General features: G+C 41.3%; 9 protein-coding genes. 8 read left to right on the top strand and 1 reads right to left on the bottom strand.

The genetic code is table 11. The features are described from left to right. The first annotated feature begins 15 nt into the window (after positions 1–15). The 4 genes from HMPREF9331_RS03305 to HMPREF9331_RS03290 all read left to right on the top strand — a co-directional run bounded on the left by HMPREF9331_RS03305 (position 16) and on the right by HMPREF9331_RS03290 (position 4284). Positions 16–666, top strand: coding sequence for a hypothetical protein (locus tag HMPREF9331_RS03305; RefSeq protein ID WP_016419734.1), 651 nt, complete (start codon positions 16–18; stop codon positions 664–666). Positions 667–792: 126 nt separating this feature from the next. Then, positions 793–2697 (top strand): hypothetical protein, encoded by a 1905-nt coding sequence (locus HMPREF9331_RS03300; RefSeq protein ID WP_234945847.1) that lies wholly within the window; start codon positions 793–795, stop codon positions 2695–2697. Then, complete coding sequence (lptB, locus tag HMPREF9331_RS03295; protein WP_009642782.1) at positions 2678–3412, top strand: LPS export ABC transporter ATP-binding protein; 735 nt, start codon at positions 2678–2680, stop codon at positions 3410–3412. The genes HMPREF9331_RS03300 and lptB overlap by 20 nt, the downstream gene beginning before the upstream one ends. 26 nt (positions 3413–3438) lie before the next feature. Next, positions 3439–4284, top strand: coding sequence for a transketolase (locus HMPREF9331_RS03290; protein WP_016419732.1), 846 nt, complete (start codon positions 3439–3441; stop codon positions 4282–4284). Between the two features lie 34 nt (positions 4285–4318). On the opposite strand, the gene HMPREF9331_RS03285 is transcribed toward HMPREF9331_RS03290, so the two are convergent. Continuing rightward, positions 4319–5386 (bottom strand): branched-chain amino acid aminotransferase, encoded by a 1068-nt coding sequence (locus tag HMPREF9331_RS03285; RefSeq protein WP_016419731.1) that lies wholly within the window; start codon positions 5384–5386, stop codon positions 4319–4321. 985 nt (positions 5387–6371) lie between these two features. Between HMPREF9331_RS03285 and HMPREF9331_RS12560 the strand changes: the two genes are divergently transcribed. The 4 genes from HMPREF9331_RS12560 (at position 6372) to nirK (ending at position 12469) form a co-directional block, all read left to right on the top strand. Then, positions 6372–7067 carry a GLPGLI family protein gene (locus tag HMPREF9331_RS12560; protein WP_016419730.1) on the top strand — a complete coding sequence of 232 codons (696 nt, stop codon included), beginning with the start codon at positions 6372–6374 and terminating at the stop codon, positions 7065–7067. 208 nt (positions 7068–7275) lie between these two features. Continuing rightward, a complete protein-coding gene (locus HMPREF9331_RS12555) occupies positions 7276–7974 on the top strand; it encodes a GLPGLI family protein (RefSeq protein WP_016419729.1) in 699 nt (232 codons plus the stop codon). A 349-nt stretch (positions 7975–8323) separates the two neighbouring features. After that, positions 8324–10945, top strand: a complete 2622-nt coding sequence (locus HMPREF9331_RS03270) for a carboxypeptidase regulatory-like domain-containing protein (RefSeq protein WP_016419728.1) — start codon at positions 8324–8326, stop codon at positions 10943–10945. A gap of 90 nt (positions 10946–11035) precedes the next feature. Continuing rightward, positions 11036–12469: a copper-containing nitrite reductase gene (nirK, locus tag HMPREF9331_RS03265; RefSeq protein ID WP_016419727.1), complete on the top strand. Its 1434-nt coding sequence runs from the start codon at positions 11036–11038 to the stop codon at positions 12467–12469. Positions 12470–12484 lie beyond the last annotated feature (15 nt).

Genomic DNA, 12484 nt, shown 5'->3' with positions numbered 1-12484 from the left:
ATTGATATACCAAGAATGAATTTTACTCCTGATTTGAGCCAACTACCTCATTGGCTGACATTGAAAAAGATCTGCAAAGGGCAAGCGGTACTGGATTTGCTCATCTGTGGGCAAGAGTTTGAGACCTATCACCGCTATATGCCTAGCCTCCAAGAGGAATACGAGGGGAATGAGGCACGTATAGGCTTTGATTTTGAAGAAGAAGACGGCCCATCACTCCATTTGTTTTTCACAGAAAAAGGGTGTATCATAGTCCCTAGTGTTTGTGAGAACTTTTCGTCAGTTGAGGGTGCTTTTGAAAAACAAATTCCTAAGGAATTTCAGGCTTTTTACAGAAAAAATTACCACGAACAGGATATTCCTTTTGTCATCTGTGCACAGGAGGACAAGCCATGGCAGCTGATTACCCAGTTTGAGATAGAGGAAGAGATCTTCACCCTCAAGCACTTATGTGCTGACCCTGAATTTTACAGGGATTGGGCAACTATTTTCTTTGGAGAAGAGACCGAATACCTCAACGATGATGCCTCCACTGAGACTATAGAGGCACTCTACCAAGGGAAGGTACTTTCTGAGGCTATGGTATATACAATAGTGGGGAGTGTTCAGGACTGGCTGTTCTTGGAAGAGGAACTTAATCATATACCTTATCGGTTTGATTTTTAATAAGCCAATTTGTCAATGAATCAATGAGTCAATTTGCTAATGAGCTGGATAGGATAAATAGAAACAATGCAAATAAAAGAATTACTAAAAAATAACAAAATAAGCTTACGTACATACAATATTTGTATGGAACAACAGTGGCATTCGTCGGAGGATATTCGTAACTATTACAACGAATATAAGCACTTTGATGGTATAAAAAACTGTGGCAAACGTTCTATGGAGGAGCTTATGCGTATTTCTTCTTCGGATTTTTTTGATAGATTGCAACAGGAGGATATGCTCCACAAGCAACTTTTATCCTCCTTCCAAACTCTTGTGCCACTACAGAGGGAGATTATTGATAGTTATATCCAAATGATTACCACTAGCCTACCACCAAGGCTGAAAAATACGCTGGATATGTACTTCACCCAAGGGATGTCCTTGCAGGCTTTCTATGATTTCTATACCCAATCACAGGAAAAAGCCATCAAAATAAGGGGTATAGGGCGAAGAAATACCTTAGACCTGAATATCTATTTTGATAAGATAAAATACTTTATCATAGAGATTAGCAAGGTGAAAGATCCTGATAAGATCATGGTATTCAAGGAGATGTGCGTCAATCAGAATATTTACCCTATTGAGAATATCCCCACGGAGGTAACCCGATTGGGCTTCTTCAAGGTAGTGGATTATTTGCTGACGACCCCAGCCTTGTTTGATGAAGGTAAGATCAAGCTTTTTTCCAAGGCCTTTAGGTTCTATCAGTATACTACGGGCTTAAAACTCAGGGAGATAGGCAAGCAAATGCAGATTACTCATGAGCGTGTGCGCCAGATTCGCAACCAAGTGATCTGCGATTTTTTTAAGAAACTACCTGTGATTCGCGCCTTTAATGATGACTTGCTTGCTCAGGGGAAGATAGATGTATCGGGTGATGTGGTTACCCTGACCCCAGAGCAGGTAGTATGGCTTAACCAAAAGAGCCAAACCCAGTTCACGGAGAACTTTATTTACTTTATTCTCTGTATCTATCTAGAAAGGTTTGAGATCGTAGGCAGCCTCTCCGATGTGCTCTATCCGCATTTCTCTAAGAAGAAAAACAGACATAATTGGAAACGCATCTATCTGGTATCTAAGGTTATATATCCGCATTTTGATTGGGACGGTTTTGTAGCTGATATCACCACCCTACTGGAGGCAAAGACAGCAAAGGCGTATGAACTTTCACTCAAGGATAAAGTCTCTGCTTTTATGCTGGATCGCACCGTCTCATGGGAGCGTGTAGCTATGGTGGCGGCACTGATACTCAAGGACGAGTTTGGACTAAAGGTGGAGGGAGACCATATTATCATTCCTCGCAACACCTACAAGCAGATCAACGAATATGCCTATGAGGCTTTGGAGGCCCTAGGCACCCCCTCCTATGTGGAGGAAATTGCTGAAAAGGTCAAGGAACTCTATCCTCAGACCAACTTTACCCATGCGGGGATTCGCTCCTCTCTCAAGCGAGAATATGGGTTTGTTCCCATAGGGAGAAGCAGCAATTTTGGACTGAAGAAGTGGGAGTCTACCGTGGAAAATTTTAAAGGGGGGACTATCCGAGATATAGTTAAGGAGTTCCTACAGCAACAACAGCGCCCACAGACCCTCCAGCAGGTGACTACCTATTTGCTACAGTATCGCCCTCATACCAACTCCAAGAGTGTACTAACGAATCTCAAGGCGGAGGCCTCCGATACTTTTGAGTTTTTCCAGAACTCACTCATAGGCCTTAAGGGTGTCAATTACCCTGAAGAATACGGCTTGGTGGTGGAGCAACCTGTTAAGAAACGTACTTGGGAGGAGAATTATCAGGCCATGAGCGAGTTTGTTCGCACTTATAACCGTCTTCCCTTATCCTCGGATAAGATTCCTCAGGCTATAGTACTCTATCGCTGGATGAGTGTACAGCGAAACCTCATCAAGAATGGACGTGTATCGGGGGAAAAACAAGCACTGTTCCATGCACTTATAAACCAAAATTATGAAAACATTACGAGCTGAAAATATAGTAAAAGAGTACAAAGGGCGTAAGGTCGTTAAGGGTATTTCCTTGGAAGTGAAGCAAGGAGAGATCATCGGTCTCTTAGGGCCTAATGGGGCAGGTAAGACCACGTCCTTCTATATGATTGTAGGCTTTATTAAGCCCAATGCAGGACATATCTACCTCAATGATAAGGAGATCACCCGATACCCAATGTATAAGCGCGCCCAGAATGGCATAGGCTACTTGGCACAGGAGCCTAGTGTATTCAGAAAGATGAGCATAGAGGACAATATCCTCTCGGTACTGCAACTGACCAAGCTCACCAAGAAAGAACAGCTCTACAAAATGGAGTCCCTGATAGATGAGTTCAACTTAGGTCATATCCGTAAGAACAGAGGCGACCTGCTCTCAGGGGGCGAACGTAGGCGTACCGAGATCGCCCGTGCGCTGGCTACCAGTCCTGACTTTATCCTTTTGGACGAACCCTTTGCAGGGGTAGACCCTATTGCGGTGGAGGATATACAGAACATTGTCTTTCAACTGAAAAACAAGAATATAGGTATCCTAATTACCGACCATCGTGTGGAGGTAACCCTACCAGCCACCGACCGCACTTACCTGATGTACGAGGGAGGTATCCTCAAGGCAGGTTTGCCCGAAGAACTCGCCTATGACCCTATGGTCAGGGAAGTGTATCTGGGAAATAACTTTGAACTAAAGAAAAGAAATTAAGAAATAAATACGTAAAAACAATCATAATGTCAGCTATTGAACAATTAACCGACCTTACCACTCAGGTGCGTAGGGACATTTTGCGAATGGTACATGCAGTAAATTCAGGCCACCCAGGAGGTTCACTGGGTTGTGCAGAGTTTCTGGTATGCCTATATAACGAGGTGATGGATATCAAGTTACCTTTTGCTATGGACGGACGAGATGAAGACCTATTTTTCCTCTCCAACGGCCATATATCCCCTGTATTCTATAGTGTGCTAGCACGCAGAGGGTTCTTCCCAGTGAGTGAGCTAGCCACTTTCCGTAAGATTAGCTCCCGCTTACAAGGGCACCCCACTCCATGCGAAGGCTTGGAGGGGATACGTATAGCTTCAGGTTCCTTAGGACAAGGCCTTTCGGTAGCCATAGGAGCGGCACTGGCCAAGAAGCTCAACGGAGATCGCCATCTTGTCTATACCCTACATGGCGACGGAGAGCTACAAGAAGGACAGATATGGGAAGCGGCTATGTATGCCGCAGGTAAGGGGGTAGATAACCTTATAGCCACTGTAGATTACAACAAAAAACAGATAGATGGCCCCACTGACGAGGTGCTTCCGCTGGGTGACCTCAAGGCCAAGTTTGAAGCCTTTGGTTGGCAAGTGCTCACCATAGAGCAAGGCAATGACATCGCTGCTATCTTGGACGGTTTTAAAGCCGCTAAAGCCCTTACAGGTAAGGGTAAACCCGTATGCGTACTCTTATGTACAGAGATGGGACATGGGGTAGATTTCATGATGGGCACCCACGCTTGGCATGGTAAGGCACCCAACGACGAACAGTTGGCCAAAGCCTTAGTACAAAACCCAGAGACTTTGGGTGACTACTAATAAAAAAGGCGAGCCGTACGGCTCGCCTTACTTATCAAACTCTTACACGCCATCCGAAAGGATCTTCTGCTCTGTTGTATTGTATATTAAGCAAATATTCCTTGATACGTGCGGCAAAGCTATCCTTAAGCTCAGGTAGGCGATATTCCTTACCCTCATAACTAAAAGCAGCCACAGGACTTACTACAGCAGCAGTACCACAGCCAAAAATCTCCTTAAGAGTACCTTTTTCTGATGCTTCCAATAACTCACTAACGGTGATAGGACGAGATTCGAAAGCAATTCCGAGCTTTTCGGCCACAGCCATCACACTTCGGCGGGTAACCCCATCCAAGATACGTTCGGTAGGAGGAGGGGAGATCAGGGTGTCACCTATACGTACCACAATATTCATAGTGCCACATTCTTCTAACTTTTGGTGGGTGGCATCATCCGTCCAAATCACTTGTTGGTAACCCTCTTCTTTGGCCAAGGCAGTAGGGTAGAATTGGCCTGCATAGTTACCAGCAGCTTTGGCAAAGCCCACGCCTCCATTGGCAGCACGGCTGTAGTGGTCGGCGATTTTCACTTTGACCTCCTGCCCCTTGTAGTAGCTCTGTACGGGGGAGGTAATAATCATAAAGCGGTATTGGCTAGAAGGATTGGCCTGTACCCCAGGGGAAGTAGCGATCATAAAAGGACGTAGGTAGAGCGCATTGCCAAAGCCAGGTTGTACCCATAGGCGGTCTAAATCTACCAAAGTCTTCAAGGCCTCATCAAAGAGGTCTTCAGGGAACTCAGGCATAGCCATACGCTTGCAGGACTTATTGATACGTGCATAGTTCTCCGTAGGGCGGAAAAGGAACACCTCGCCGCGGTCATCTTTGTAGGCCTTCATACCCTCGAAGACCGCCTGCCCGTAGTGGAATACACTTAAGGAAGGTTCTACCGAGAAAGGGCCATAAGGCACGATACGAGGGTCTTGCCACTTGCCGTCCTTATAATCACAGATGAACATATGGTCGGAGAAAACTTGTCCGAAAGACAATTGGGAGAAATCAATATCCTGTAGCCTGCTTTGTGCTACCTTTTCAATAGAAATAGAGAATTTTGTAGTACTCATTATTTTCTTATTAAAATTATTATCTTCTTGAAATGCAAAGGTACGAATTAAATAATTAATGATTGGTGATTAATGATTAATTAACGCAAAGCCTAAAATAATGCCAATAATAATGATTAATGATTAATGCCAGCAATGATTAATGCCAGCAATGATTAATGCCAGCAATGATTAATGCCAGCAATGATTAATGCCAACAATGATTAATGCCAACAATGATTAATGCCAACAATGATTAATGCCAACAATGATTAATGCCAACAATGATTAATGCCAACAATGATTAATGCCAGCAATGATTAATGAGAGTTCAATATAATGAAAGCATCCACAAAGACAGCTGTGGGCACTTGCTGGCTATCCCCCTCAAGAGGCAGGGTTGTTACAAAGTTCTATAAATAACAAACTCCCACGGATTTCACGGATTTTCACGGATAAAAAGGTTATTATTCTTGAGTATAGCGTTGAGATTTTAAAAGATAAATAAGGCCGAAGGCCTTATAATAATCCGCGAAAATCGTAGGAGCATGATTATACTAACATAGAAAATCTGTGAAATCCGTAAAAATCCGTGGGCGACTTTTCTCTTTTGTAAGAGATAAATTTCACAAGAACAGCCTATAATAAGACTTTATAATAACCCTGCTTTGGAGGGGAGCTTATAGGAGGATTTGAAAATCAATAAATTACATAACTTTTGAAACTTGAGTTATTAATCATTAATCATTGTTGGCATTAATCATTAATTATTATATAGACTTTTATTATTAAAAAAGATTAATAATTTTGTTATATTCATATTATGTAAATAATATATGTTAAATATAAAAATTTTATTTTGTAATTAGAGAAAAAATACTATTTTTGTAGCAGATATAAGACATATTATAATAAGAGGCGTAACTAACTTAAAATAAGCTCTCAAAGTCGTCTTTTGAGGTAGGTTGTTTTTCAGTAAGCACTTGCAAGAGGGTAGGATTTGATTATGAAACGTTTGTTATTTTGTTTGGCATTGGGTATTTTTTCCTTAGGCTATGGACAAGGAAATGATAAGATACTAAAAGCGACCTATACCTGTCATGTAATACTTTCAGAGAAAGGAGATTTTGATACAGTCTTGTATGCTGATGATACCCATTCTCAGTTTGTCTTTGATCAAAAAGCGAATACAGTGACTACAGAAGAGGGTTATAAAATAAAGTTATCAGCAGCTTATTATATTAGTGATTATGATTTTCAAACACAGAAAGTTCATGCCAATAGAACTGTAGATAAGGTGGTACTTTCTTCTCGGTGGAAGAATGATTTGGCATGGGAGATTACTGATGAGGAAAAGGAAATAGCAGGTTATAAGGTACGTAAGGCAGTAGCAGCGTCTTATGGAGATAAGAAGGATCCGTTTTATACAGGGAAAGTAACAGCATGGTTTACAACAGATGTCCCTATCCCTACAGGGCCAGAGCATTATTATGGTTTGCCAGGGCTTATTGTAGAATTATACTACGACATTACCAGAAAAGGCTATACACTTAAGAAAGTAGAGCAAATCTCTAAGGAGGATTATACTTTTGTTCCCCTTACGGATGAAAATCCTATCAGTAAGGAGGATATGATTTATAACTATTACCATTCAAAAGAAGTTAGAGCAGTAATTAAAACTGCTAAAAAGAAAAAGAAATGATTTCAGTCTCTTGTATTTTAATTAGTTAGAAAGAGGAGGATTATTTCTATCTTCCTCTTTTTCAATAAGTAAGAGAGTTGGTAAAGATTAAAAAATAAAATTATTTGGTAAATCTAATGAGGCGCAACTAACTAAATACAGTCCTTAAAGTCGTCTTATGAGGTAAGGTGTTTTTCAGTAAGCATCGAGCAAGAGGGTAGAATTTGTTATGAAACGTTTGTTATTTTGTTTGGCATTGGGTATTTTTTCCTTAGGCTATGGACAAGGAAATGATAAGATACTAAAAGTGACCTATACACATCATGTGTTACTTTCAGAGAAAGGAGATTTTGATACAGTCTTGTATGCTGATGATACCCATTCTCAGTTTGTTTTTGATCAGAAAATTAGATCCTTAACAACAGAGGAAGGGTTTAATCTTAATATATCTCCTGAATATTATGTTAGTAATTATGATTTCCAAAAAGAGGAAGTTCAAGCCAATAGAGTTATAGATAAAATAGTACTTTCCTCCCAATGGAAAAACGACTTAGTTTGGGAAATCACTGATGAAGAGAAAGAAATAGCAGGTTACAGAGTACGTAAAGCCATTACAGATTCTTATGGAGATAAGAATGGGGATGATATTTATTTAGGAAAGGCAATAGCTTGGTTTACTACAGATATTCCTATTCCTGCAGGTCCTGCCTATTATCAAGGCTTACCAGGGCTTATTGTAAGTATAACTTTTGATAAAACAAGGATAGGATACACCCTTAAAAAAGTGGAATATATCTCTAAAGAAGATTATACTTTTGTTCCTCTTACGGATGAAAATGCAATCAGTAAGGAGGATATGATTTATAACTATGCTCACTCAAAGGAGGTAAAAGATGTAATCAAAGCCGCTAAAAAGAAAAAGAAATGATTTCAGTCTCTTGTATTTTAATTAGTTAAAAAGAGGAAAGTGCTTATTTCCTCTTTTTTCAATTCTAAAGTCCTAATGCTCTAATACGAATCAACAGTTATAGTCAATCATATTTAGAATGCGAATAAAATGCGAATAAATAAGGCAAGGGGTTCATTCCTAATTCGCTCTTTTTCAAGGGCTAATTGCCATTAGCCCCTACACCTGCTCATGCTAATTTTTCGCAAACCATTTCTATTTGACTATAAAAATATCTATATACTCTAATTCGTTAAGACACAATAAATTGCGTCTTAAGAAGTAGTAAATAATATTTTAACTATTGATTGGAATCTCTAATAAAATAATTATGAAAAAATATATCTTTATACTTCTCTCTGTTCTAAGTAGTTATATAGCAAATGCACAGACACAGGTAAAGGGGAAAATCACCGAGGAAGGGAGTGGTACTCCGCTTTCCAATGTGATGGTGCTCTTCTACAACGAAACTAATAACAAAATAGAGACCTATACCCAGAGCAACGAGCAAGGGGAATATACCCTTGGGAAACGCTTTGCCGAGGGGATCTATAAGCTGGAGGCCTCCAAGTTGGGCTATCATAAGGATGCCAAACGGATCGTGATAGGTACAGAGGCGGATAAGGTGGTGACCTTTGACTTTGTCCTAAAGTCCAAAGTATATGAGGTAGAGGGGGTTACCTTTGAGAAACGCGCGCCTATAGTGGTTAAAAAGGATATCATTATCTATGACATTCCCCACTTTACCGATACCCATGACGAGAGTTTGGAGGAGGTGCTGGCTAAGATTCAGGGCTTTAAGATCTTGCCCAACGGAGAGATAGAAGTCAATGGTAAGAAGATTCGTAAGGTGCTGGTAGATGGCAAGGAGGTATCGGACTTTGGGGCGGCGATGATCACCCGTTCGCTCTCCCCTGAGAAGGTGGAGAAGGTGGAGGTGCGTTTTGATGAAAAGAACGAAAAGCTCAAGGAAAGCCTTTTGGATGCAGAGAACTTCGTGGTACTGGATATTACTCTTAAGAAAAACGTAAAGAGATCTCTCTTTGGCAAGCAGCGGTTTTCGGCAGGCTATCAGCAGCGGCCTAAGATAGGGGGGCTGACCAATCTCTTTTCGCTTAACTCTAAGGCCAATATACAGTTCTTTGCCGAGAATAATAACTTTAATAAGAATGAAATAGACCTCTATGCCATACGCAATATAGGGGAGGAGGCCTTTGCCCGAATCTTCACTACTCCTGTGGATATGGAGGATATCAAAACCAGACAAACCTATCAGGAAGATACCTTTGGTTTTGAGGATTTTATTACCAATGACAATGCTATTGTAGGGCTGTCCATGAACTTTCCACTGAGCAATACAACTGACCTCTATATAGGGAGCTTTAACAATTATCATTTCTTAGAAAAGGAATATGCCCAACAGAGTTTTTTTGATGGGCAGCAGGTCTATGCACAAGAGCAACAGCACTATAGCAACGAATACAACTCCAAGAACAAAATCCAGCTCAAGCATACCTCTGAGGGCTTGAAGGTAAATGCTGACCTGAACTATGTGTATTTTGACCAAGCCCTACAGGGCGATGTAAGGGACACCTACCAAAACCTTTTTAAAAAGAAGCACTATACGAGCAACTTCTATTTCAACCAACGTATGGAATACAAGCTCAGTGAGGCGTCGGGAGTGTTCTCGGATTTGTCCTTCTCCAAGGAGGATTTTACCATCCATTCGCGGCTCTTTACCAATCACCCTTTGGCGCTTTCTTTCTTTGGTATAGCGGATGATTTTCGTCAGGAAAACAGAAATGTACAGCGCTTGTTGCAGAGCAGGACAGGGCTGGTCTACCAATCAGGACTTTTTGGTACTCATACTTTCGGTTATAAGTATCATGGCAACACTCTTGAGAACGAAAAGCTGTCCCAAGTAGCGGCTTTTGCAGCCCAACATAGGAAATACCATAGTGAGAACCGCTCTTTGTTCTATAAGAATGTGTTGTATGTAGGAGATTTTGATCTGCAATTGCAAGGAGAATACACCTCGGCTCGTTTTCCCTATGGCGATGGCAGTGGTTATGGAGAGAAAACCAAGTCATACTTCCAATACAAAGCCCATGCGGGGTATAACTTTAGCAGTCGTAGTTCCTTATGGGCAGAAGTCTCTCACCTGTTGGATTACTATCCCTTGCAGAAAGCTACCTTTGGCGATGTACTGCAAGACTACCAAACCATATATAGAACCCAGCAAGGGATACAGCCATTTTATAACACCTCTTATGCACTGCGCTTCTCTAATAGTTTTTACAATGGAGGAGAGCTATATGTGGCCTATCTGAGGGGGATTTCCAATAATCTAAATAGTCAGTCGTTTAATGACTATTTTATCTTTACCAATGCCAACCAGTTATCGAGCCATTATGACCTGTTTTCTTTCCAATACGAAGGCAAAATCAGCGATTGGAAGCTAAGCTATAGGGCAGAGCCAGAGTTTCTTTTTAATAGTTCAGAATACCTCTATAGGGGAGAGGTTGCTCATACGACCGCCTATCGCTTATTTGCAGGGCTGAAATTCACCTATACGCCTCATGAACAGGTAAAGTTATATTACTACCCTAAGTATAGCTATTTTATCTTTGACAACAGTATCTCGCAAGGGCAAGGGAAGTTTGATTTTCTAACGAATAAGTTGGAACTCACCACTTATTTCTTTGATAAAAAGCTATTGGCAGAAGCAGGATTTCAGCAGGTGAATTTCTTTCAGACGCCTACGAGCTTTAACAACCTGACTCTTAGGTTAGTATATAAAACAAAGAAATATCGCTGGTATGTAGAGGGGGACAACCTTTTGGGGTCTAAGTACTTTATGACCCAAGATTTCAACCAGTCGCTGCTAAATGTAGCCAACAATAGGGTTTTTGGCCGCTATCTCAATGTAGGGTTTGAGTTTAAGATTAATTAGTGGTTAGTGGTACTGAATTTTTTTTGAAAAATATTTGTATTTTTAAAGATAAAGTACTACTTTTGTGGCACGTATAAAAATACTAATATAATGAAGAAGTATACAGTAAAACTAATGACTCTTGCTGCGTTCGCTTCCCTATTGGGAGCTTGTGGAGGCAGCGAACCCGAACAAAAAACAACCTCTGTACCAGCAATAGATATTGTTGCTGAGGGAGAACAAGAGATGGCCGAGCTTACCTCTCCGCCATATGTACCTAAGCCAGTGGGCACTCGTCCTGCCAAGAAGCTCAAGGTAGATTTGGAAATCATAGAGAAAGAAGGCGAAATCATGGATGGCACCAAGTACCTATTCTGGACTTTTGGAGGTACTGTACCAGGTAGCTTTATCCGTACTCGTGTGGGAGATGAGGTGGAATTTACCCTCAAGAACCATCAGGACAACAAGCTCCCTCACAATATAGACCTACATGCTGTAACAGGCCCAGGAGGAGGTGCAGAAGCCAGCTTAGTAGCACCAGGACAACAACGTACCTTTAGCTTTAAGTGTCTTAATCCAGGGCTTTATGTATATCACTGTGCGCAAGCACCTGTACCTTTGCATATTGCCAATGGTATGTACGGGCTTATCTTGGTAGAACCAGAAGGCGGACTTCCTCCAGTGGATAAGGAATACTACGTGATGCAAGGAGACTTCTATACCGATGGAGCTTATGGAGCAGGTGGTACTCAGGCTTTTAACCAAGAAAAAGCCTTGATGGAAAATCCTGATTATATCGTATTCAACGGTAAGGTAGGTTCGCTTACCCAAGATGGCGCCCTAACAGCTAATCCAGGGGAAACCGTGCGCTTATTCGTAGGAAATGGAGGGCCTAACAAGGTATCTTCTTTCCACGTAATTGGGGAAATCTTTGACCGCGTACATGTAGAGGGGGGTAGCCTTATGAATGAAAACGTACAAACTACCCTTATCCCAGCAGGGGGTGCTGCTATTGTAGAGTTCAAGGTAGATGTACCAGGTTCTTATGTATTGGTAGATCACTCCATCTTCCGTGCGTTCAACAAGGGAGCTTTGGGACTTTTGGTAGCCAAAGGAGAAGAGAACCGCAAGATATATGCTAAGAATGAACCTACTCCTTATGTGTCTGATCTAAAGATTTCTACCACTCCTAAGGACGATGCGATTGTTAATAAAACCAAAGAACAACAAATCGCTGATGGTAAGACAATATATGCTAAGACCTGTGTGGCTTGTCACCAAGCACAAGGACAAGGTATGGAAGGAGCATTCCCTCCACTAGCCAAATCCGACTTCCTCAATGCCGATGTAGATAGAGCTATAGATATCGTATTACACGGAAAACAAGGAGAAGTTACCGTAAATGGCAAGAAATACAACAGTGTGATGACTCCTCAGCCACTTTCTGTACAAGAAGTAGCTGACGTGCTTACCTATGTATATAATACTTGGGATAATAGCAAGAAAGTCGTTACCCCTGAAATGGTTCAGAAAATCAAAAAATAATCCAAGTGATAAGGG

Origin of the sequence: Capnocytophaga granulosa ATCC 51502, assembly GCF_000411115.1 — a bacterium.
GTDB lineage: Bacteria > Bacteroidota > Bacteroidia > Flavobacteriales > Flavobacteriaceae > Capnocytophaga > Capnocytophaga granulosa.
The sequence above is the reverse complement of the archived record's forward strand: the minus strand, read 5'-3'. Positions and strand labels throughout refer to the sequence as shown.